This window comes from Arthrobacter jinronghuae (genome assembly GCF_025244825.1).
Lineage (GTDB): Bacteria > Actinomycetota > Actinomycetes > Actinomycetales > Micrococcaceae > Arthrobacter_B > Arthrobacter_B jinronghuae.
Window position 1 is genome coordinate 970,359 of the sequence record NZ_CP104263.1, and the last position, 21,947, is coordinate 992,305.

Sequence of the window (21,947 nt, forward strand, 5' to 3'; positions counted from 1 at the left end):
TATGATCGGACAAAGGCCACCCGCTTTCGGCGGTTGTCCGCAGACGTTTACAGCAGAATTTCTACATCATAATTTCGAAGATGAGGTTTGACGTGTCCAAAGGTGCCCAGTACTCCACACTTTCCCCCGCATTGGCAGTCGGGGACTCCGAGCCGGACCGCAACCTGGCCCTGGAACTCGTCCGAGTCACCGAGGCGGCGGCCATCGCCGGCGGCCACTGGGTGGGCTTCGGTGACAAGAACGCGGCAGACGGTGCTGCCGTGGATGCCATGCGCTCACTCATTTCCACGGTCTCCTTCAACGGCGTGGTGGTGATCGGTGAAGGTGAAAAAGACGAAGCGCCGATGCTCTACAACGGCGAGCACGTTGGTGACGGCACCGGCGCCCTCTGCGATGTCGCGGTGGATCCGATCGACGGCACCCGCTTGACTGCATTGGGCATCAACAACGCCCTTGCCGTGCTGGCCGTCGCGGAACGCGGCACCATGTTCGATCCTTCGGCGGTCTTCTACATGGAAAAGCTGGTCACGGGACCGGAAGCCGCAGACATGGTGGACCTTCGCCTTCCGGTGAAGCAGAACCTGCACCTGATTGCCAAGGCCAAGGGCAAGAAAATCAACCAGCTCAACGTGATGATCCTGGAGCGGGACCGGCACAAGCCGCTGGTGCAGGAAATCCGCGACGCCGGTGCGCGCACCCGGATGCTGATGGACGGTGACGTCGCCGGCGGCATCGCTGCAGCACGCGAAGGCACCGACGTCGACGCACTGATGGGCATCGGCGGCACCCCCGAGGGCATCATCACGGCCTGCGCGATCAAGACGCTGGGCGGCGTCATCCAGGGCCGGCTGTGGCCGACCTCCGACGATGAGAAGCAGAAGGCCATCGACGCCGGGCATGACCTGGACCGCGTGATGTCCACCAATGACCTCGTCACGAGCGACAACTGCTACTTTGCCGCCACCGGAATCACCGACGGCGACCTGCTGCGCGGCGTGCGCTACAAGAAGGACCGGGTCCTGACCCAGTCGATCGTGATGCGCTCCAAGTCCGGCACCATCCGCGTGGTGGACGGCGAACACCAGGCACACAAGTGGGAGTCCTACGCCCGCTCCAACTAGGAGCTGACGCGGGACCCGAACTGACAAGACGCAATTGATGCTGCCCGGCGGATCCGCCGGGCAGCATCAGCTGTTTGTAAGGCGCCGCGGCGGCGCCGCTTTTCGGGTGCGGCAACGGAGCCAAGTAGGCTGGAAGGCATGACACTGCGCGTTACCCCCTGCTCCGATGCCGCCACCTGGAACGAAACCGTGAACCGCTTCCGCGGGCACCCGCAGCAGTTGTGGGGCTGGGGGAAGACCAAGGCAGACCACGGATGGAACGTAGACCGCGTCCTGGTGAGCGACGACGCCGGTACGGTCCTCGGGTGCGCTCAGGTCCTGCTGCGTGCGCTTCCCTTCCCCTTCCGGGCCCTTGCCTACATTCCCCGCGGCCCGCAGGGTGAGCCGGGACGGGAACTCGAAGTCCTGGACGCCGTTGCGGATTACGTCAAGAGCACCCATTCCGCCGTGGCCTTGTCCATCGAACCTGACTGGGATGCGGACGGGAAGCTGGTGGCGGGGTTGCCCGGACTGGGCTTCCGCAGCAGCGCGAACACCATCCTCATCGGCCGGACGCTGATCCTGGACCTGCAGCGCAGCCTCGAGGACCTGTCGGGGGACATGAGCAAAAAACACCGGCAGTACATCCGCAAGTCCGGGCGCGAGGACCTGACCTACCGGCGGGTGACGCGTGCGGAACTCGGCAAATGCCTGGCCGTGTACAAGCTCACCGCCGAACGGGCGAACTTCGGCATCCACGAGGATTCCTACTACCTGGATATCTTCGACAACCTCGGCGAGGATTCACCGGTCTACGCTGCCTTCAAGGGCGAGGACGTGGTCGCGTTCCTGTGGCTTTCCACCAGCGGCTACACCTCCTTCGAGCTCTACGGCGGAATGACCGAGGAGGGTGAACGGCTACGGGCGAACTATGCCCTCAAATGGCACGCCATCTCCGATATGAAGGAGCGGGGGATCACGCGGTACGACTTCAACGGCCTGCTCAATGACGGGGTCTCGAAGTTCAAGATGGGCTGGGCGAAGCACGAGGACCAGCTGGCCGGCACCTGGGACAAGCCCCTGTCCCCGCTCTATCCGGTCTTCTCCACCGCGCTGCCGCTGGCCAAGACAGGAATGCGCAAGGCCCGCGGAGCAGCGGCCGCCCTGAAGGCCCGGCTGGGCCGCTAGCCGGCTAGGCGTCGATATCCAGCCGGGGGGCATCTGCTTCCCCGGCCGGAACCGACCCGACGGTCACGGCAAACGCAAGCGCGCCGTCGTCGTGCTGTGCGGAGTCCGCTGCGAGCCGGGCCACCACGGGTGCCTCCCACGCTGGAAGGAAGGCACTGTCTCCGGCCTCGAGTGTGAGGCTTCCCGCCGGGGACGTCAGGGCAATGGTGCCCCGCACCGCGATGACCACCGCCGGTCCGTGCTGCAGGACAGGTGCTTCGGCCGGAAGCGGATCTCCGGGCGCTGCGGAAGGTCCCTGAGCGAGCTCCAGGCGCTGGAGCGCGAACTCCTCGAACGGCGGGCGGAATACCTGCTGACCCGCCCCCGTGTCCTCGGCCGCCAGGTACGGGACGCCCAAGGGACGGAAATCCACGGTCCGAAGCAGTTCGGGTACGTCAATGTGCTTAGGGGTCAGCCCGCCGCGCAGGACATTGTCCGAGGCCGCCATAACCTCCACCCCCAACCCGCTGAGGTAGGCGTGGACATTCCCGGCCGGCAGGTAGACCGCTTCGCCGGGCTGCAGCGAAGCACGGTTCAGCAGCAGGGAGATCAGGACACCGGGATCCCCCGGGTAGTAGCCGTTCAGCTCGGCCAGCGTGGTCATCTCGCGGGCATATTCACCGCCGTCGGCGAGCTTCGCGACGGCGGCCGCGGCAAGTTCGACGGCTTCACGCACGGATTCGCCGTCATTAATAAGGGTGCGGAAGACGGACTGCAGCCGCGCCGGTGCCGGATGGCCGGAGGACAGCTCCGCCACGATCCATTCCAGCAGGTCGGGCACCTCCCGGCCGGAGGCGGTGACCGCAGCATTGACGGCACGGAACAGGCCCGCGGACTCCTCCGGCTTCCGGAAACCGCACAGCGCCTCGAAGGGCGTGAGCGCGAAAATCATCTCGGGCTTGGAGTTCCCGTCCTTGTAGTTGCGTTCCCGGGCACCGCGGTCCACGCCGGCTTCCTCCTCCGCGGCGTACCCGGCCCGGGCCTGCTCGGGTGTGGGGTGGACCTGCAGTGACAGGGGAGCCCCGGCCGCAAGGATCTTTGCCAGGAAAGGCAACTCGGGACCGAAGCGCCCGGCGGTGTCGGCGCCGAGCATCCGTTCAGGATCGGCCGCAATCAACTCGTCGAGTGTTTCGCTTCCGTCCACGGGCGGAACCAGCGCCGAGGGTGCCCCCGGGTGCGCACCTATCCACAGTTCAGCTTCGGGGTCGCCGGAGGGTTCCCGGCCGAACAGCTCGGCGATCGCAGTGGTCGATCCCCAGGCATAGGGTCGAAGGGTGTTCCGGAGCAGGTACACGGGCCTCTTTCGTGTGCTGGAGAGTCGGGTCGGGCTGGGAAGGCGGAACTATCCCACGCTGCACTCGCCGTTGTTGTTCAGGAGCGAGCCGAGGGTGGCATCATCGCCGATTTCCGCGAGGTACTGAAGATACTCCACCGTTATTTCGGTTTCCTCCTCCTGCGGCACCTCGGTGATGGGAGTTCCGTCGGCTGCTTCGCCGTCCGTCCCGGTGTCTGCCTCCGGCGCCGGTGCGGCTTCTGGTGCAGCTTCCTCCGGTGCGGCCGGCGCAGCTTCCTCCGCCGGAGCGGGAGCCGGAGCCGGTTCGGCAGGTGCGGCTTCCAGGCCGGCCAGGAATTCCTGCACCCGGGCATGGATCAGGTTGAAGTCCGGATAGGTCACGAAGTTGTCCGCCGCCGAGCCGAAGTCCGGCGGGCCGATGGTCATCCGCTCCATGGGCTGGCCCTTGGCCTTCAACGCCAGGTCCACGAAGCTGCCCAGCTGGTCCTGGGGGAGGTCCGTCTTCACGATCTCCTCGCCGGCCGTGGCGATGGCCTGGAAGCGGGTCAGGAGCGTAGCCGGGTCCATCTGCGCCACCATGGCCTGCTGGACACACTGCTGCCGGGCGATCCGGTGGTAGTCGGTCACGAATTCGCGCGAGCGGGCGTACCAAAGCGCATGGTAGCCGTCGAGGGTCTGGGTGCCCGGCGGAATCCAGCCGTCCGGTGGATAGTGCCGGTTGGTGCCGGGAATTTCCCCGGCCGTGATGGGGACCCAGCCGCCGGAATTGATGGTGACGCCGCCCATGGCGTCGACCAGCTGTTCGAAACCGCCCATGTCCACGATGACGTAGGCCTGCACCTCAAGGCCCAGGCTGCCGCTGACGGCGTCCATCATGGCTTCGGCGCCGGGATCCGCTGCCCCGGGGTAGAGATCCGCGTAATTCTCCGTCACCGTCTGGTAAAGGCTGTTGATGATGCACTCGTCGCCGCAGTTATAGCCGTCGGGGTACACATCGTGCAGCGGGGAATCCGCGGGGAACTGGGCGTTCTGGAAGTTGCGGGGAATGCTGAACGTCACGGGCTGGCCGGTTTTCGCATCCACGCTGATCATCGAGATGCTGTCGGGACGCAGGCCGGTGCGGTCCTCGCCGGCGTCTCCGCCCATGAGCAGGAAGTTGTACCTGCCGTCCACGGGATCAAGGGACGGGCCCGAGGCAAAGATGGAGCCGAAAGTCTGCCGGCTGACGTTCATCAGGTAGGCGCCGTAGGCGAGGCTGCCGCTGGTGCCAACCATCAGCAGGACCAGGCAGGCGGAAACGAGCGGCCGCACCCTGCGCTGCAGCAGGGGAGGGCGGATGATGCGCAGGGTGTTCAGGAACAACAGTCCCCAGGCAACGGCCAGGGCGGCCAGCACGATCATGATGAGGAACGAGGCCCAGCCATTGGTCAGGACATTGATCAGCAGTGCACGGTCGGTGACGGCCAGGATGAGGGCTGCAATCGCCACTGCCCAAACCGCGAAGGTGACTTGCAGGGCACGCCTGCCCAGGCGCCGGTCCCCGGCAACCACCTGTGCCGACCCGGGAAGCACCAAGGTCAGCAGCAGGAGGATGAAGGCACGCTTGGTGCGTACTGCCGGGGCGGCAGCCTGGGGGTACCGCACGGGATCGGTGTAGGAGCTGCCCGAAGGCTCGGAGCGTTGCTGGTTCATTGCTGCTGGTCCGTTCCCGGCAGGGAGGTGCGCAGCGCGGCGCCTTTGGCCATGGCGGACTGGCGCAGCCCGCCGGCAAACTCGATGAGCTGCTGCTGGAGGCGGGCAGCGAGCGGGTCCGTGCCCGCTGCGAGGATCCGGACAGCAAGCAGTCCGGCGTTCCGGGCACCTCCGATCGAAACCGTGGCCACCGGCACTCCCGCGGGCATCTGGACGATTGAGAGCAGGGAGTCCATCCCGTCCAGGTACTTCAGCGGAACGGGGACTCCAATAACGGGAAGCGGGGTAACGGCGGCCAGCATGCCGGGGAGGTGGGCGGCGCCGCCCGCTCCGGCAATGATGACGCGCAGCCCGCGCCGGTGGGCGTCCTGGCCGTACTCCAGCATGTCGGCCGGCATCCGGTGGGCTGAAACGACGTCGGCCTCATAGGGGATGCCGAATTCGGCAAGGGCAGCGGCGGCTGCGTCCATGACCGGCCAATCGGAGTCCGAACCCATAACGAGGCCTACCAGCGGCGTGGTAGCACGGTGGGGCATGCTTCAGTTCTCCTTCAAGGGGTCGCGGCCGTCACGGATGATGGCTGCTGCCCGGCCGGCACTGCGGCGGAGGGCGGGGAGGTCGTCGGCGGAACCAACGGCATTAACGTGGCCGATCTTACGTCCCGGCCGGACGGATTTGCCGTAGGTATGGACCTTGACGGCGGGTTCGGCCGCCAGCGCCAGGGGATAGGCGGCAAACAGGTCGCTGTTGTCGCCGCCGAGGAAGTTCTTCATCACGGCCGCGCCGCCCCGTACTGCGGTCGCGCCGAGCGGGAGGTCGAGGACTGCACGCAGGTGCTGCTCGAACTGGCCGGTGACGGAGCCGTCCATGGTCCAGTGCCCGGAGTTGTGCGGGCGCATCGCGAGTTCATTGATCAGGAAGCCGGGACCGCGGCCGGGGGTCTCGAAGAGTTCGACAGCCATAACACCGGTGACGCCCAGTTCCTCGGCCAGGCGCAGGGCCGCTGCCGCGGCAGCATCCGCGACGGCCGGATCCAAGTGCGGTGCCGGCGCGATGACCTCGTCGCAGACACCGTGAACCTGGATGGATTCGACAACCGGCCAGGCACGGCTTTCGCCGCTGGGGGTGCGGGCCACGAGGGCGGACAATTCCCGGTGGAACGGTACTTTCTCCTCGACCAGCAGGGGCCCGGAGCCGAACCAGTCGGCGCAGTCCGCGGCAGCCGCGGCGTCGTCCACTATGCGTACGCCCTTGCCGTCGTAGCCGCCGCGCGGGGTTTTCAGGACCACCGGCCAGCCGGCGGCGTTGCCGAACGAGGCCAGCTCCCCTGGAGTGGAGACCTCGGCCCAGCGGGGATTGGGCAGTCCGAGTCGCTCCACGGCCGCACGCATGACCAGTTTGTCCTGGGCATGGATCAGCGCGGCGGGACCAGGCTGGACATTGATGCCCTTCTCCACGAGGGCCCGCAGATGCTCGCCGGGCACGTGCTCGTGGTCAAACGTGACAACGTCCACTTGGGCGGCGAAATCCGTCAAATCCTGCAGGTTCCGGTAATCACCCACTGTGGCATTGGCCACTGCCGCCACGGCAGATACCTGGGGGCCTTCGGCGAGCACACGCAGCTCAAATCCGAGGGCTGTGGCCGCCGGGGCCATCATCCGGGCGAGCTGACCGCCGCCTATCACGCCGATAATTGGGAAATCCACGGCTTAAGCGTACCGAAGAGGGCTGTTATTCCCGCCTCGCGGCGCCGGTGTCTCCCCGGACACTAAGCAGACTCCCATAAAGGCGCGGTAATATCGCCTTTTGACCGCCGCGCGTCCGCGCGTCGGGAACTGGCAGCCGTCGATCCGAGTCTTTGGGAGTGCTGCCGCGGATCGGCCTCGGAGGGTCATGAATACATCGCTGTCAGATCGGCTTCGGGGCCTGGTTTCCCTTTTTTGGCGTGAGGTTGCCAAGTTCGGCACGGTAGGTGCCGTGGCCTTCGTGGTGGACAACGGCCTTACCCTCTACCTGATGCACGGACCCATGTCCGGCAGCGAGGTCAAGGCACGGTTCGTGGGCGCCGTCGTCGCCACCATGGTCTCCTGGATCGCCAACCGCTACTGGACCTTCCGCCGCCGCCGCAGCGTGGACAACGTGGGCCGTGAACTGGGGCTGTTCATTCTGATCAACGGCGTGGGCATCGTGATTTCCACGGGCTTCACCTGGGTTGCCCGTTACCCCATGGGTATCGAGGACAAGAACATGCTGTTCCTGGCCGGCGTGCTGGGCATCGCCGTCGCCACAGTCCTTCGGTTCTTCGCGTACCGGTTCTGGGTCTTCAACGTTGAACTGGACCAGGAGCCCGGCTTCGAGCAGGACTATGAACTGATCGATGAGTCCATAATCCCGCCCGGCAAGGTCAAGCCGTACGGCGCCGTTAAGCCTCCAAGCGCTTCGTAACCTTCTCAGAGGCCAATACCCGTTCATCCGGTTCCACGCCGGCCGCAGTAAGCACGACGGCGCCGCCCGAGGCCCATGTGCCCACCGCCTCCTCCAGCACGAGCGGCAGGTCAGGAGCCGAAGCGAGCAGCACTTCGGCGGAATCATCCGCTGCTTCGAGCAGGGTCCCGAGCGATCCGTAGGACACCGTTCCGTTCAATTCGCGGGCGGCCGTAGGACCCCCGACCTCGAGGGCCGGTTGTCCGCCGTCGGGCCGGGCGCCTTCCATGTACGTGTCAGCGTAGGAGCGCACCTCCGCCGCGTAGTCGACGACGCCGGCCGGCAGGTCCGCCGGGAACGCCAGGTCCAGGGCGCCCAGCGCGACGGCGACGACGGTCCCTTCGGCGCCGCTGTCCGCAGCATCGGTGACCGTGACGTCCACATGTGCTCCTTCATCCAGCGAACCGAGCACCACTGTGCAGCCGGTCTGCCAGGCAGCCAGTGCCCAGACCAAGGTCTTCCAGTGGATGGGGAGGTCCAGGTGGACGCGCAGGCCGGGCTCGGCGTCCAGTTCATCGACCAGGAAGTTCGAGGTCTTGGCCACCCAGTTGTCCAGCACCTTCCCTGAAAGCTCGATCCGTTCGCCGGCGGGGCCGTACCAGATCAGGGCAGGGGATGTAGCTTGGCGCGTGCGGAGCCCGGACAGCAGGGTGCTTGCTGCAGACATGGTCATGGAAATGGCCTCTTTCGTTGGTTCCCGCATGAGGCGGCGCGGCGTGCACCGGCCTCATGCGAATGTCGGTGCGTAATAAATACGGGGGACATGTAGTTCCCGGTTCCCGGACCGGGAAAAGTGCGACGCGCCGGGCTGATGTGCGAAATCCCGGGCGTGGCGTTCCCAGCATCCGTTGATTGAACTCTATAGGATGCCTGAACAGCTTGACGGAGCCGTATTACACACGTGTAATTAGGTATCGGATTTGTTCCAGCCACATGGGAGGAGCCGCAGGGCCCAGGCCCTGCCGGCACCACCACACAGCCGCCGCTGGAGCAGCAACACCGGGAGGACTCCATGGGGCAAGCAGAAGAAACGCAGGACAGCACGGTCATCGCCGGGCAGGCTTCGGCCAGCTACGGCTCAAGGGGTGTCCCCGTCGACTGGTACGTGGATCCTGCAGATCCGGCTGCTGCCGAGCGCTACCGCCGGGAAACCGCAGGCACCCTCGAGGATCAGGCCACTGCCTTCCTCGCCGCGCATGAAGCGCTTGCGGATGCTCCTGTCGACGAGGAGCTCGTGCTGGACCCGCCCGTTTCGTTGTTCCAGGCTCCGCCCGAGTCCGAAAGCCGGCCCGTGTGGATCGGGCTGCCGGGCCTGGGCCAGGACTACGCAGACGAAGGCGAGCTGGGCTGGCAGGCGGATGCCCTCTGCGCACAGACCGATCCCGAGGCTTTCTTTCCCGAAAAGGGCGGCTCCACGAGGGACGCCAAAAAGGTCTGCGCGGCCTGCAATGTCCGTTCGCAGTGCCTCGAATATGCACTGGCCAATGACGAGAGGTTCGGAATCTGGGGCGGCCTGTCCGAGCGCGAACGCCGTCGGCTTCGGAAGCAGGCAGTCTAATTCATTCGCAAGTCCATGTCTGCGCTGTTGTTGTAGCCCATAACGGCGCCTCTTATCTGCCCGCTACACTCTCAGCGCTGACGGCCCAAACCCGGCCTGCGGACTTCTGCATCGGCGTTGACGCCGGTTCCACGGATGCCAGCGCCTCGTTGCTGCAGCTGGGACTCCCGGTCGGCAGCCCGGTCATCGCAGTTCCGGCGCGCAGCGGCTTCGGAGCAGCTGTGAAGGCGGGCCTGGCCGAACTCCCGGACAACCTGCGCTCCACCGGCAAGGTGTCCGCCCATGACGGCGGAACCGGGGACGGCGCCGGCACCGTGCAGGAATGGATCTGGCTGCTTCATGACGACTCGGCTCCGGATCCCGGCGCACTGGAAGAACTGCTCCTGGCCGTTGAGCGCGCACCTTCGGTAACCATCGCGGGTGCGAAGCAGGTGGAATGGGATAACGACCGGCGCCTGGTGGACGTGGGTCTGAGCATTGACCGGTGGGCCGAAAGGCTCACGCTGATCGACGCCGATGAACTGGACCAGGGGCAGTACGACTCCCGCAGCGACATATTTGCCGTGAACTCCGCGGGCATGCTGATCCGCCGCGATGCCTGGGACCTGCTGGGCGGCTTCGACCCCGCATTGCCCGGAAGCGGAGACGACATTGACCTCTGCTGGCGGAACCGGCTGGCCGGAAACCGGGTGGTGGTGGTGCCTTCGGCACGGATGCGCCATGCGGGCAACCGTCCCAACCCTGCCGCCTCCGCATCTGCTGCCCGACGGGCGGAGATCTTCCTCCGGCTCAAACACGCGCCCTTGTGGCAGGTGCCGTTCCTGGCAGTAGGTGCGGTCCTGGGCGGCATTGGCCGCTTCTTCCTCGGGATGGTGGCGAAGGACCCCGGATATGCGGTGTCCTCGCTGCTCACCAGCGCAGCGGCGGTCGTGCGTCCGGTCGATCTGTACCGCTCCCGTCGGCGTGCGGCGGATACCCGGCGGCGCCCGCGCAGCGCAGTTAATGCACTGCGCAGCGGCAGCAGGGATGTCCGGGAGCACCGGCGGACAATGTACCGGGATGCTTCGCCGGAGGCTCCCGAAACAGGGAGCGCGGAATACGTCCCCAGCGGGGACACCAATAATGACTTTGCCGCCCTGGAAGGCCCTGCGCGCGCCTGGGTAGGGCTTGGCGCCCTCGCTGCCGTGCTGCTGCTGGCAGGGTTCTCCCTGGCCGGGCTGCACCGGCTCTTCGGCGCCTCGGCCGTGGCCGGCGGGGCGCTGGTACCCCTGGGGCAGGGCGTGGGTGAGATCTGGACCGCGGCTACCGGTTGGTGGGCGCACCTGGGCTCCGGAGGCCCTGCACATGGGGACCCGTTCAACTTTGTCCTGTCACTGCTGGCGATCGCCGGATTCGGTAACGGCAATGCCGCCCTGCTGATCCTGCTGTTGCTTGCGCTCCCGCTGGCAGGGCTGAGTGCCTGGTTCGCCGCCGGAGCCTTCACCGGCCATCGCGGGCTGCGCTTCTGGGCAGCGATGTTCTGGGCGGCGGTTCCCGCGTTCCAGGTGGCCCTGGGCAGCGGCCGGCTCGGCGCTCTGGTTGTGCACATCCTGCTTCCGCTTACGGTGCTGGCGGTTGCCCGCGCCGTCGGCTCGGGTGCTGCACCCGGGACGGCATCCGCTGGGATGGCAGCAACCGGGACCGCAGCACCTGCCCGTGCCGCGTCCTGGACCGCAGCCGCTGCCGCAGGCCTTCTGCTGGCCGCCGTCACTTCTGCCGCACCGCTGGTGTTCGTGCTGGCTGCCGCCGCAGTGCTCCTCCTGACGCTGGGACTGCGGCGCCGTGCAAGGACCCTGTGGTGGGCCCTGCTGCCCGGCGCTGTCCTCCTGCTCCCGCAGGTCCTCTCCGCTGCTCCCAACCTTCGCGCTGTCCTGGCCGATCCCGGCATGCCGCTTGCTTTCGTCCGGTCCGAGGCCTGGCAGCAACTGCTCGGCTATCCACTCGCCTTCGACGTCAACGGCACCCTGGCGGGTCTGCTTCCGGTCGGTCCCTGGAACCTGGTGCTGGCACTGGTGGTCGGTGCTCCTGTTGTGTTCCTGGCGGCCCTTGCCCTTTTCCGGCCCCGGTCCGCGCCGCTGGCCAGGCTCTGCTGGCTGCTGGTCCTGGCGGCCCTGGCCCTCAACGCCGCAGCGTCCTACGTGGGAACCGCCGCGGCGCCGGATGCGGTGGTGACGGCATTCACCGGACCGCTCGTCTCCGCCTGCTCGCTGTTGCTTCTCTGCCCGGCGCTGGTTTTTGCCGGCGGCCTCCTGTCCGGTGCGCGGCGCCGCAGGGTTGCCCGCGGCAACCGCGTCCTGGCCGTAGTGCTTGGAACGGTGCTCGCAGCCGGTCCGGCCGCCAGTCTGGGCTTCTGGGTCATCCCGCAGTTCACCGGCAGCGGTTTCCCCGGAACCCAGACCCCGGACGGTGCCGCCGCAGGCATCCTGCCGGGCACCAATCTGGAGGTCCAGGGTGCAGAAGACCGCAGCCTGCCCGCCACGGCAGCCGATGCCGGCCATGACACTACACAGTCACGCAGCCTTGTCCTTCATGTCGACGGCGAGGGCAATGTCTCAGCCGCGCTCATGCGGGGCGGCGGGACCACGCTGGAGCAGCTTTCCACCATTTACGCTGCCCGCGGGGTAAAGGGCGGTGTGGGCGAGGAAACGCTGGCCGACGACGATCCGGCGACTGCCGACCTGCGCCGCGCGGTTGCCGCGATTACCGCCGGAACAGGAGTTGACCCGCGGGCGGACCTTGCCCGTCTCGGCGTCGCCTTCGTGGTACTGCAGGAATCCGACACGGCGGCCGAGCTGCTGGCCGGGCGGATGGACTCCGTACCCGGATTATCCGCAGTGGGGCAAACCGGCTCCGGGTGGCTTTGGCGGGTGAGTGAACCGCTCAGCGCAGCCGGTACGGAGACGCAGTCCGGGCTTGGTGCCAGGGTGCGCATCCTTAACGCGGACGGCAGCACCGCGGCGGCCGTGCCGTCCCAGTCCGAAGACATCCGCACCTCCATCCCGGTCGGCGCCGAGGGCCGCGTGTTGGTCCTCGCCGAACGCGCCGACGCCGGATGGCAGGCCAGCCTGAACGGCAGGCCGCTGACCGCCACGGATCGTGAGTGGGTGCAGGCCTTCGAACTGCCTGCCGAGGGCGGAGAGCTTCGCGTGGACTATGTCAGCGCAGCCTCGCCGTGGCTTGAGGCACTGCAGATCCTGGTGATCGGCCTGACCTTGCTGCTGGCGCTTCCCACACCCACCGGCCGAACGGTCCGCCTTCCCGGCAAACGGGATTTCCCCGAGACACAAACGGCGGCTAACGAGCCGCAGCCCGCTGCCGGCCCGGTAGACGGTTCGGAACAGCCGGCTGTAAAAGAGGAATCGCCCGTACCCTTCGGTGCAGGCCCGCACCGGGTTGACCGGACCCCGGAAGGAAGCCAGCAATGAGCAGGGACAAATCCGGCGGCAAGCCGGGAAAGCAACAACACCCTTCTACCGGGGACGAGGCTGAGGTGCTTCCAGAGGCACCGGAACGGTCTGCTTCAACTTCTCCTGCGTCCGGGCCTGCCGGCTCCGGGTCCAGCGGGGCCACTGCCCGCCGGTCCAGCTCCGGCGGAGCCAGGACCGCAGGACGCTGGACCACCGGGGTCCTGCTGCTGACCGCCGCCGGTGCCCTGGTGGCGGGGACATCGCTTGTGGGAACCGGTTCCGCAGGCGGCGCCGTCGACGTTCCCTATGCCGAAGTTCCCGCCGGACCCCTGACCGGTGTGTGCCCGCAGCCCCCGCGGCTGCTCGCCGGCAACACAGCCGGTACGGACGCCGAGTTCAGCGCGGAGTCCACCTCTGCCAAGTCGGTGGTGAGCGCCGTTCTCCTAGCCGATGCAGGCAACCCGCTGCCCGCCGCCGAACTGTCGAAAGTCTCGGACGGTTCGGTCCTCAAAAGCATCGGCGGCGGCACGGACTCACCGCTTGCCGGAGAGCGGACCGCCGGCGTCGTACGTGGGACGCCCGTCTCTGCGGCGGCGCTTTTGAGCGCGGAGCCTTCCGGTGCCCAGCAGGTCACGGCCGGTGCCACCATGACCTATACCGCTGCAGACGGCGATCTGGCCGGACTCACGGCAGCCACCTGCCAGGCCCCGGCCAACGACCTTTGGCTGGTGGGAGCACGGACGAACGTCGGAGCCGCCGCGGTGCTGCAGTTAACCAACCCGTCCCTGACCCCCGCCGATGTCGACCTGGAACTTTACGGCACTGCCGGCCCGGTGGAAGGGCCGGGCAGCAGGGGCATCGCCGTGGGACCGGGCGAAACAAAGTCAGTGGTCCTTGCCGGACTGGCCGCCAACCAGGACTCCCTGGCCGTGCGGGTGCGTAGTTCGGGCGGCCCGGTTTCAGCGGTGATTTCGCAGAACCTGCTGCGGGGCCTGACCCCCGGCGGTGTGGAGCTGATCCAGCCCACAGCGGCTCCCGGGCCGGCGCAGGTGGTCAGCGGCGTGCGCATCCAGAACCCGGAGGCTACCCGCAAGCTGGCGAAGGAGGAGGGCTACGCGTCGGTCACGCCGTCGCTGCAGATAGCGGTTCCGGGCGCCAGCGACGCCGTTGTGAACGTCCGGGTCTTCGGCAGCAACGGTGAAGCCGCCCTGGAAGGCGGCGGAAGCTACAACGCTGCTGCAGGCACAGTCACGCGCCTTCCGCTGGATACGCTGCCCGAAGGCACATACACGCTCGATATTTCGTCCGACGTCGCCGTGGCCGCCTCAGCCGTCTTCAGCCGCGGTTCCGATGCCGAAAAGGGAACCGATATTGCCGTTGCTCCCGCCGGCGAACGCCTGGGCAGCGAGCACCTGGCGGTGCTGGCATCGGGGGACTCCACGCTCTCCTTCACGGCGCCGGAAGGGGCGTCCGAAGTGCGCCTCGCCGCTGTCACCGCCGACGGCGTCCTGTTGGCCGAGAAGACCGTGCAGCTGAAAGCCGCCTCCACTACCACGGTGAACCCTGGCGATCTGGGTGGATCCGCTGCGGCAGTCCTGGTCAGCGCCACCGGAGCACCGGTTTACGGCGCACAGATAGTGACCGGCGGAGATACCGGGATCAGCGTAGTGCCCCTGCCCCGGGGCACCGTCGGCGGCAGCCGCGTACAGGTCGGTGTGGGGTACTAGCCCTCCGCTATAGGGACGGAACCTATAGCGGGCGGAACCGGCCGTAGGCAGGATCAACGGTTTCCGGGTCCATCCCCATCAGTATCGCTAGCTGCTCCACGATGACGTCATGCACCAGTTCGCTGACGGGCACCAGGGAGCGGGCAGCCGTTTCGACGGCGTGCCGGTAGATGGTGATGACCGGGGGCCGGTTTGGTGCGGAGGCCGTCCCGGCGCCCAGCGGAATGGGTCCGCCGGAACGCGCCAGCTCCTCAAGTCCCGGAGGGATCTCCTCGACCACGAACTGGTAGGACTGGATGCGTTCGCCCCAGAGCCGTTCGAGTCGTTGGGCTGATTCGAGTACCCACTCGTCGAAACGTTCCGCACGCGTGCGGGCACCGGCCAGATGCGGCGGGATCACGTCTCCCCGCAGGCCGCGGCCGTGCCGGTTGCGCCGCCGCTGCCGGAAGGACCGGGCCGGCACGCCGGGGGAGGAGGCGGCTGCGGCACTTGACTCAACGGCACTTGACTCAACGGCACTTGACTCAACATCGAGGCGCACCCGGAATGAAGATCCCATGGACATGTAAGAACTCTAACCGCTGCCCCCGGCCCCCGGGACCCCTTTTTCCTTCTGCAACCGCCGGCGGCGCAGCAGTGCCCGGGGCCGCGGTTCCGGCGCGCCTGCGCAGGCACCGCGCAGGGAACGGGTAAAGTGGTCCTCCGTGGAATCCTTACGCCAGTGCTCCCGGTCAGCCTGCCGCCAGCCGGCGGTAGCAACGCTGACCTACGTATACGCCGATTCCACTGCAGTGCTTGGCCCACTGGCGACCTACGCCGAGCCGCATTGTTACGATTTGTGTGCCGGCCACTCCGCCCGGCTTACCGCCCCGCTGGGATGGGAACTTGTCCGCCTGAACCTGGAGGGCCAGCCCCGGACTCCGAGCCGTGACGAACTCTCAGCTTTGGTGGATGCCGTACGTGAACAGGCCGCAAAGGCAACGGACGAGGACAGCACGGAGCCGCAGCGCAGCGGAAAGCATGCCTTGGAGCCACCGGCCGAAACCCCCGGGACGCGCCGGGCGCACCTGAAAGTGCTGCGCGAACAGAACTAGGCACCGCCCCTCGCCTGGCTTCCACGCGTTAGTCTTGGCTGTGATGCGCCGCCCACCGCGGCACCCGAATTCAAGGAAGTGCTGTATCAATGGCCAATCTGACAGCCGGACTCCTCGACGTCCTGCGTTGCCCTGTCACCGGATCCGTCCTCGTCCAGGACGGTGACGAACTCGTTTCGACCGTTCCCGACGCAGGCGGCAAACCGGTGCGGTACCGCGTGGAAGAAGGAATTCCCGTTCTGCTGAAGGCCGCCGCCACTCGGCAGGAGGGCTAAACGCCCGGACCCGCCGCGAACCTGTGAGGATTCCAGCGTGAGCATTGACTTCAAAGTAGCCGACCTTTCCCTCGCCGAAGCCGGACGCCACCAGATCCGGCTGGCCGAACACGAGATGCCGGGCTTGATGGCGCTGCGGCGCGAGTACGGTCCAAGCCAGCCGCTGGCCGGAGCCCGGATCGCCGGGTCCCTGCACATGACGGTGCAGACCGCCGTGCTGATCGAAACGCTGACGGCCTTGGGCGCTGAAGTCCGCTGGGCGTCCTGCAACATCTTCTCCACACAGGACGAAGCCGCTGCCGCCGTGGTGGTGGGCGGGGGAACGGTAGACGAACCCGCAGGCGTCCCCGTCTTCGCCTGGAAGAACGAGTCTCTCGAGGACTACTGGTGGACCGCCGAGCAGATCCTTACCTGGCCGGAAGGGTCCGGCGGCCCGAATATGATCCTTGACGACGGTGGCGACGCCACCCTCCTGCTGCACAAGGGCGTGGAGTTCGAAGCTGCGGGGTTCGTTCCGGAAAACCCGCAGGACGGCGATGAGGGCTACTCCTACGAGTTCACCGTAATCCTCGACCGTCTGCGCCGCAGCCTGGCGGAGCACCCGGGGAAGTGGACCGAAATCGCCAAGGGCATCCGGGGCGTCACGGAGGAAACCACCACCGGTGTGCTGCGCCTTTACCAGCTGGCGGCCGAAGGCAGGCTGCTGTTCCCGGCCATCAACGTCAACGACTCCGTCACCAAGTCCAAGTTCGACAATAAATACGGCATCCGGCACTCCCTCCCGGACGGCCTGAACCGTGCCACCGACACGCTCATTGGCGGCAAGGTCGCCGTCGTCTGCGGTTACGGCGACGTCGGCAAGGGAGCCGCGGAGGCACTTCGCGGGCAGGGCGCCCGGGTGATCGTCACGGAAATCGACCCGATCTGCGCACTGCAGGCGGCGATGGACGGCTACCAGGTGGCCAAGCTGGAATCCGTACTGGCGCAGGGCGACATCTTCATCACCACCACCGGCAACAAGGACATCATCATGGCCAGCCACATGGCGGCCATGAAGCACCAGGCGATTGTCGGCAACGTCGGCCACTTCGACAATGAGATCGACATGGCCGGACTCGCCCGGATTCCCGGAATCCGCAAGGTCGAGATCAAGCCGCAGGTCCATGAATGGGTGTTCGATGAAGGCACCGACGCGCAGCGCAGCATCATTGTGCTCTCCGAAGGGCGGTTGCTCAACCTTGGCAACGCCACCGGCCACCCGTCCTTTGTTATGAGCAATTCCTTCGCGAACCAGACCATCGCGCAGATCGAGTTGTTCACCAGGCACGGCGACGGGACCTACGCCAACCAGGTCTACGTGCTGCCCAAGGTCCTGGACGAAAAGGTGGCCCGCCTGCACCTGTCCGCCCTCGGCGTCGAACTGACTGAGCTGACCAAGAGCCAGGCGGACTACCTGGGCGTTGACGTGGCGGGGCCTTTCAAGCCCGAGCATTACCGCTACTGACTGCTACCCGGGGGGGTTGTGCCGGTTCCGCCGGATAACCCCGTCTGCTGTACTAGCAGCGGTTGGGGCTCTCTGCTGGGCGTTGGTTGTACAGCTAACGGGGCTTTGGGCGCCGGATAACCCCGTCAGCTGTACTACCAGCGGCCGGCCCTGCCGGAGAAGCCCATTTACTGTACTACCAGCGGTTGGGGCTCTCTGCTGGCCGTTGGTTGTACAGCTAACGGGGCTTTGGGCGCCGGATAACCCCGTCAGCTGTACTAGCAGCGGTTGGGGCTCTCTGCTGGGCGTTGGTTGTACAGCTAACGGGGCTTTTGGCCGCCGAATAACCCCGTCTGCTGTACTACCAGCGGCCGGTCCCGCCGGAGAAGCCCGTCTGCTGTACTACCAGCGGACCGGTCCCGCCGGATAACCCCGTCTGCTGTACAACCAACGGTTGGGGCTCTCTGCTGGGCGTTGGTTGTACAGCTAACGGGGCTTTGGGTGCCGGATAACCCCGTCTGCTGTACTACCAGCGGTTGGGGCTCTCTGCTGGGCGTTGGTTGTACAGCTAACGGGGCTTTGGGCGCCGGAGAAGCCCGTCAGCTGTACTACCAGCGGACCGGTTCCGCCGGATAAGCCCGTCTGCTGTACAACCAGCGGCCGGTCCCGCCGGATAAGCCCGTCTGCTGTACTAGCAGCGGTTGGGGCTCTCTGCTGGGCGTTGGTTGTACAGCTAACGGGGCTTTGGGCGCCGGATAAGCCCGCCAGCTGTACTACCAGCGGCCGGGCCCGCCGGATAAGCCCCGGCTCAATCGGTGAACGGCATCCGATGCAGCCGTTCGGCCAGGGCCCGGGACTGCCGCCGTTGACGGTCCAGCCGGACGTAGTCGCGGTTCCGGCGCTCTGCGACGACCGCCCGGAGGTAGGCCTCCGGATGCGTGCCCGGCGGCGGCTGCGGGGAAACATGCGCAGTGGTTTCCGAGGCAAGTTCGGAGGCGAGCACCATTCTGGCCGTTCCGGTCATCCGCCCGCTCTGCGCGAGGAAGCGGGAGATGCGGCGGGCCAACCCGTCCGGCAGACGGCCGATATCGGCCAGGTCCGCCCAGCCGGCAAGCTCCGGGGGAGCCGCCACCAGTTCCGGCAGCGGTGCCACCACCCGGTCCCGCAGGGCGTAGGTGCCGGCCATGAGGTCCCCGAGGCGCTTGGACTTGTCATTGAACAACGCCACCATGAAGGCCAGTGAACCCGCGAGCATGTAGATTTCCAGGACCGCGGTGAACGCCCGGATGAAGGCATGCCGGAACCGCACCGAGCCGCCGTCGTCACGGACGATCCGCAACCCCATAACCAGCCGGCCGAGCGACTTTCCCCGCGTCAGGGTTTCCACCGTGGCCGGGACCAACACAAACAGCAGCACCACAAGGCTCAGCGACAATGCCTGCGCCAGGGCGGGGTCCGACGACACGACGGCCTGTGCGACCAGCAGCAGCAGGACGATGAACACAAGGACCTGGGCGACGACGTCAATGAGGGCGCTGACCATCCGGGCGGCGAAGCCGGCGGGGCGGAGTTCAAGGACCACCGCTTCGCCGGTAACAATGCTGCTCATTCGAGTCCTCCTGAAGTGATGAGGACCACTGTACCGACCCGTTAGGGTGTAACCGTGGACCTCGATGCCTTCACTGCCGTGCACAGCGATGACTGGAAACGCCTCGACGAGCTGGCTGCCCGCCGCCGCTTAAGCGGCCCGGAAGCGGACGAACTGCTTCGGCTCTATCAACGTGCCTCCACCCATCTTTCCATCGTGCGCTCGGTGGCACCGGAAGGAACGCTTTCCGCCGCCCTTTCCATGCGCCTGTCCCGTGCGCGCACCCGGTTCACCGGCAGCCGGTCCAACTTCATGGAGGACCTCGCGAACTTCTTCGTTTTCTCCCTCCCTGCAGCCTTTTACCGCGTACGCTGGCTCACCGTTGCGATAGGTGCAGCCTTTGTCCTGGTGGCCTGGCTGACCGGTTTCTGGGCCGTCAATACACCGGGGGTACTGGCAGCAGTGGGGTCCGACGAGGAGCTCCGCCGCTATGTCGAAGAGGATTTCGTCAACTACTACTCCGAAAACCCGGCGGCGTCGTTCTCCGGCATGGTCTGGACCAACAATGCCTGGATCGCCGTCCAAGCGGTTGCCTTCGGCATCACCGGCCTGTGGGTACCCTGGATCCTTTACCAGAACGCCGTAAGCGTGGGCTTGTCCGCGGGCATGATGGCAGCACACGGCCGGCTGGACGTGTTTTTCACCTATATCCTGCCGCACGGGTTCATGGAACTGACCGCTATTTTCATTGCCTCGGCCGCTGGGCTGCGGATTTTCTGGGCCTTCGTTGCACCCGGCCGACGTTCCCGGATGACCTCCGTGGCGCAGGAGGGACGTTCCCTGATGACGGTTGCCCTTGGGCTGGTAGTGGTCCTGTTTATCTCGGGGCTGGTTGAGGGATTCGTTACACCCAGCCCCCTGCCGGCCTGGCTGCGCCTGACCATCGGGTTCGGAGTATTCGCGGCGTACTGGGCGTACACGCTCATCCTCGGCGGCAGGGCCTACCGGGCCGGCCACCGCGGTGACCTGTCCGCGCGCGACGCCGGGGCGTACCTGCGTACGGCCTAGCCGCGGGGTGGCGTGCGGTCCACCCGGTGCTGTCCCGGTAGGGTCGAGTGTAAGACCAGCGGAGAACAGTTTAGGAAGTGAAAGAGGAAGCAGTGGCTAGCCAGGACGAAACCCCCACGCATCGATCGACGGCCGGAGGGGAGCCGCTCAACGGAACCGAGGCTTCAGTGCCGTCGCAGGGGACTGCCCCCGACGGATCCGGCTCCCACGCCGCTACTGCCCCGGAACTCGCCGGGAACAGTGAGCACGCCGACTGGGACGCCGAGTTCGACAACCTCACCGCCTCCGAGCGGGCCGATGTGGAGGCTGCAGCAGATGAGGCGGGCGACGCACCCGTCGACGCCGAAGAGCCGGACGTCGAGCGGACCCCGGAGGCGCCGGAGAGCCTCGAAGACCCCGAAGGGTCGGAGGGCCTTGAGGGCCCGGAAGAGTCGAAGGACGCTGAGGACGCTGAGGACGCTGCGGACCTCGACCGGGACACGGCCGAAAGCCCGGCTGCGTCCGAAAATCGTGACAAAGCAGCAACCGGCGGCGCCAGCGGAACCGTTCCGGGCGGGCACCCGAAGGTTGCCCAGCGCAGCCACCTACCCATGCGCCGCGCCAGCACCCTGCCGGACCTGAGCGGCTATTCCTCCACCGACGATGCCGTGGACGCCGGACCCGAGGACCGGAACGCCCCGGAAGAGGAAACGGCGGCAACCTCCATGGGAACGTCTTCCGGCGCAGTGGAAGCAGGAGAAGGCCGGCCGCACGCCGTTCCCTCCGGCGCCCATGAAGCCGGCCGGCATGAAGCCGACGCGCCCGGGGACGCTGAAGCCGACGCTGAAGGGGACGCAGAAACCGACGCTGAAACGGACTCCAACACGGCTCCCGAAACCACGTTGGACCGCGAAGCGGAAACATCCGGCGCCGTCGACCGGCATGACGGCACGGCGGAGGAGACCACCGAATCCACAGACACTGCCGTCACACCCGTTATTGCCCACTCCGCCGAGACGGAGAGGGAGACGAAGAACGGGACGGAGTCAGTCCATGACACGGCTGACTCCGCTGACGACGTCGACCCGGCACTTGCGGAAGCGCAGCGGCGCGCCCAGGAACGGGAGAAGGCGGCAGCAGGCAAGCCCGTCCTGGCCCGTGTCCTCCAGGTAATGATTGCCGTGTTCTTCCCGGTCATGGTGCTGGCCGCCGCCATCCGTGCGGTCGCGACGCCCCTGTTCCTGTGGGTGGAGTACCACCGGCCCGGTTTCCCGGCAGACAGTTACGGCTTCTCCACCGATGACCGGATGACCTACGGTTCCTACGCCGTGGACTACCTGCTCAACTTCAGCGGTTCCCGGTACCTGGGGGACCTGGTCGGGGACGGCGGAGAACCGCTGTACCTGGACAGCGAAGTCAGCCACATGGCCGATGTTAAGACGGTGCTGACGGTGGCCTTCATCGCTGCGATGGTGATGGCGGTCCTGAGCCTCTTCGCCGCGCTGTATCTGCACCGCCGCAGCCCGGGCGGCATCCGCCGGTCATTGTTCTCCGGTGCGGTGCTCACACTGGTATTGGTGGCGGCACTGGTGGTCCTCGCCGTTCTGGGCTGGGAACAGTTCTTCACCCAGCTGCATACGATCTTCTTCGCGAACGGGAACTGGACCTTCCGGCTGGATGACACCTTGATCCGGCTCTTCCCGGCCCAGTTCTGGATGGACGCCGGGATTACCATCGCCGCGCTGGTGCTGCTCACCTGCATCGTCGTGCTGGTTTCCTGCTGGCCCACCCGGGCACGCAGGGAACGCGTGTTGCAGGCCCGGGAAGACGCCCGCCGCCGTTACACAGAGTCCCTCGAAGCACTCTAGGCCGAGCGAGCGGAGCGTAAGCAGCATAAAAATCCCCCGTACCGGTATCGGTACGGGGGATTTT

At 66.7% G+C, this 21,947-nt stretch carries 18 protein-coding genes; 11 read left to right on the top strand and 7 right to left on the bottom strand.

The features are described from left to right. Positions 1-80: 80 nt before the first annotated feature. Positions 81-1,121: a class II fructose-bisphosphatase gene (glpX, locus tag N2K98_RS04505; RefSeq protein ID WP_230024773.1), complete on the top strand. Its 1,041-nt coding sequence runs from the start codon at positions 81-83 to the stop codon at positions 1,119-1,121. 138 nt (positions 1,122-1,259) lie between these two features. Beyond that, positions 1,260-2,288 carry a lipid II:glycine glycyltransferase FemX gene (locus N2K98_RS04510; protein WP_255866173.1) on the top strand — a complete coding sequence of 343 codons (1,029 nt, stop codon included), beginning with the start codon at positions 1,260-1,262 and terminating at the stop codon, positions 2,286-2,288. Positions 2,289-2,292: 4 nt separating this feature from the next. Here N2K98_RS04510 and manA read toward each other — a convergent pair whose 3' ends face one another. Genes manA through N2K98_RS04530 form a run of 4 tightly spaced genes read right to left on the bottom strand, consistent with a single transcriptional unit; the run spans position 2,293 to position 7,019 of the window. Then, positions 2,293-3,621 carry a mannose-6-phosphate isomerase, class I gene (gene manA / locus N2K98_RS04515; protein ID WP_255866174.1) on the bottom strand — a complete coding sequence of 443 codons (1,329 nt, stop codon included), beginning with the start codon at positions 3,619-3,621 and terminating at the stop codon, positions 2,293-2,295. Between the two features lie 48 nt (positions 3,622-3,669). Beyond that, the gene (locus N2K98_RS04520) at positions 3,670-5,313 is read right to left on the bottom strand and encodes an LCP family protein (RefSeq protein ID WP_255866175.1); all 1,644 of its coding nucleotides are present in this window, start codon (positions 5,311-5,313) and stop codon (positions 3,670-3,672) included. Then, positions 5,310-5,849: a 5-(carboxyamino)imidazole ribonucleotide mutase gene (purE, locus tag N2K98_RS04525; protein WP_255866176.1), complete on the bottom strand. Its 540-nt coding sequence runs from the start codon at positions 5,847-5,849 to the stop codon at positions 5,310-5,312. The genes N2K98_RS04520 and purE overlap by 4 nt, the downstream gene beginning before the upstream one ends. A 3-nt stretch (positions 5,850-5,852) precedes the next feature. After that, entirely contained in the window at positions 5,853-7,019 is a 1,167-nt protein-coding gene (locus tag N2K98_RS04530) for a 5-(carboxyamino)imidazole ribonucleotide synthase (protein WP_255866177.1), read from the bottom strand. A gap of 187 nt (positions 7,020-7,206) precedes the next feature. Between N2K98_RS04530 and N2K98_RS04535 the strand changes: the two genes are divergently transcribed. Further along, positions 7,207-7,758, top strand: coding sequence for a GtrA family protein (locus N2K98_RS04535; RefSeq protein WP_229952466.1), 552 nt, complete (start codon positions 7,207-7,209; stop codon positions 7,756-7,758). Here the strand turns inward: N2K98_RS04535 and N2K98_RS04540 are convergent. Continuing rightward, a complete protein-coding gene (locus tag N2K98_RS04540; RefSeq protein WP_255866178.1) occupies positions 7,736-8,470 on the bottom strand; it encodes a TIGR03089 family protein in 735 nt (244 codons plus the stop codon). The genes N2K98_RS04535 and N2K98_RS04540 overlap by 23 nt on opposite strands. A 339-nt stretch (positions 8,471-8,809) precedes the next feature. On the opposite strand from N2K98_RS04540, the gene N2K98_RS04545 reads away from it, so the two are divergent. The 3 genes from N2K98_RS04545 to N2K98_RS04555 are packed head-to-tail and all read left to right on the top strand — an operon-like array spanning position 8,810 to position 14,528. Then, positions 8,810-9,355 carry a WhiB family transcriptional regulator gene (locus N2K98_RS04545; protein ID WP_255798533.1) on the top strand — a complete coding sequence of 182 codons (546 nt, stop codon included), beginning with the start codon at positions 8,810-8,812 and terminating at the stop codon, positions 9,353-9,355. Next, on the top strand, positions 9,355-12,819 hold the full coding sequence (locus N2K98_RS04550) for a glycosyltransferase family 2 protein (RefSeq protein WP_255866263.1): 3,465 nt from the start codon (positions 9,355-9,357) through the stop codon (positions 12,817-12,819). Before N2K98_RS04545 ends, N2K98_RS04550 begins: the two co-directional genes overlap by 1 nt. Further along, a complete protein-coding gene (locus tag N2K98_RS04555) occupies positions 12,816-14,528 on the top strand; it encodes a DUF5719 family protein (protein WP_255798534.1) in 1,713 nt (570 codons plus the stop codon). The genes N2K98_RS04550 and N2K98_RS04555 overlap by 4 nt, the downstream gene beginning before the upstream one ends. 22 nt (positions 14,529-14,550) lie before the next feature. On the opposite strand, the gene N2K98_RS04560 is transcribed toward N2K98_RS04555, so the two are convergent. After that, entirely contained in the window at positions 14,551-15,093 is a 543-nt protein-coding gene (locus N2K98_RS04560; RefSeq protein ID WP_255866179.1) for a metallopeptidase family protein, read from the bottom strand. A gap of 139 nt (positions 15,094-15,232) precedes the next feature. Here N2K98_RS04560 and N2K98_RS04565 point away from each other — a divergent pair, with 139 nt between their 5' ends. The 3 genes from N2K98_RS04565 (at position 15,233) to ahcY (ending at position 17,401) form a co-directional block, all read left to right on the top strand. Next, positions 15,233-15,622 carry a DUF3499 domain-containing protein gene (locus N2K98_RS04565; RefSeq protein ID WP_255798536.1) on the top strand — a complete coding sequence of 130 codons (390 nt, stop codon included), beginning with the start codon at positions 15,233-15,235 and terminating at the stop codon, positions 15,620-15,622. Between the two features lie 89 nt (positions 15,623-15,711). After that, entirely contained in the window at positions 15,712-15,897 is a 186-nt protein-coding gene (locus tag N2K98_RS04570; RefSeq protein WP_229952460.1) for a Trm112 family protein, read from the top strand. A gap of 37 nt (positions 15,898-15,934) precedes the next feature. After that, positions 15,935-17,401 carry an adenosylhomocysteinase gene (gene ahcY / locus N2K98_RS04575; RefSeq protein WP_255866180.1) on the top strand — a complete coding sequence of 489 codons (1,467 nt, stop codon included), beginning with the start codon at positions 15,935-15,937 and terminating at the stop codon, positions 17,399-17,401. A 787-nt stretch (positions 17,402-18,188) separates the two neighbouring features. Here ahcY and N2K98_RS04580 read toward each other — a convergent pair. Next, on the bottom strand, positions 18,189-18,989 hold the full coding sequence (locus N2K98_RS04580) for an RDD family protein (protein ID WP_255866181.1): 801 nt from the start codon (positions 18,987-18,989) through the stop codon (positions 18,189-18,191). 54 nt (positions 18,990-19,043) lie between these two features. On the opposite strand from N2K98_RS04580, the gene N2K98_RS04585 reads away from it, so the two are divergent. Next, positions 19,044-20,036: a stage II sporulation protein M gene (locus tag N2K98_RS04585; protein WP_255866182.1), complete on the top strand. Its 993-nt coding sequence runs from the start codon at positions 19,044-19,046 to the stop codon at positions 20,034-20,036. A 77-nt stretch (positions 20,037-20,113) separates the two neighbouring features. Further along, positions 20,114-21,883, top strand: a complete 1,770-nt coding sequence (locus N2K98_RS17200) for a TIGR01906 family membrane protein (protein ID WP_308219838.1) — start codon at positions 20,114-20,116, stop codon at positions 21,881-21,883. The last annotated feature ends 64 nt before the right edge of the window (positions 21,884-21,947 follow it).

What these genes read in the sequence shown, in the direction of transcription:
- N2K98_RS04510 (WP_255866173.1), top strand. Translation starts at nt 1,260, where the DNA reads ATGACACTGCGCGTTACCCCCTGCTCCGATGCCGCCACCTGGAACGAA.
- N2K98_RS04520 (WP_255866175.1), bottom strand. Translation starts at nt 5,313, where the DNA reads ATGAACCAGCAACGCTCCGAGCCTTCGGGCAGCTCCTACACCGATCCC.
- N2K98_RS04535 (WP_229952466.1), top strand. Translation starts at nt 7,207, where the DNA reads ATGAATACATCGCTGTCAGATCGGCTTCGGGGCCTGGTTTCCCTTTTT.
- N2K98_RS04580 (WP_255866181.1), bottom strand. Translation starts at nt 18,989, where the DNA reads ATGAGCAGCATTGTTACCGGCGAAGCGGTGGTCCTTGAACTCCGCCCC.
- N2K98_RS04540 (WP_255866178.1), bottom strand. Translation starts at nt 8,470, where the DNA reads ATGACCATGTCTGCAGCAAGCACCCTGCTGTCCGGGCTCCGCACGCGC.
- N2K98_RS04555 (WP_255798534.1), top strand. Translation starts at nt 12,816, where the DNA reads ATGAGCAGGGACAAATCCGGCGGCAAGCCGGGAAAGCAACAACACCCT.
- purE (WP_255866176.1), bottom strand. Translation starts at nt 5,849, where the DNA reads ATGCCCCACCGTGCTACCACGCCGCTGGTAGGCCTCGTTATGGGTTCG.
- glpX (WP_230024773.1), top strand. Translation starts at nt 81, where the DNA reads ATGAGGTTTGACGTGTCCAAAGGTGCCCAGTACTCCACACTTTCCCCC.
- N2K98_RS04570 (WP_229952460.1), top strand. Translation starts at nt 15,712, where the DNA reads ATGGCCAATCTGACAGCCGGACTCCTCGACGTCCTGCGTTGCCCTGTC.
- N2K98_RS04560 (WP_255866179.1), bottom strand. Translation starts at nt 15,093, where the DNA reads ATGTCCATGGGATCTTCATTCCGGGTGCGCCTCGATGTTGAGTCAAGT.
- N2K98_RS04545 (WP_255798533.1), top strand. Translation starts at nt 8,810, where the DNA reads ATGGGGCAAGCAGAAGAAACGCAGGACAGCACGGTCATCGCCGGGCAG.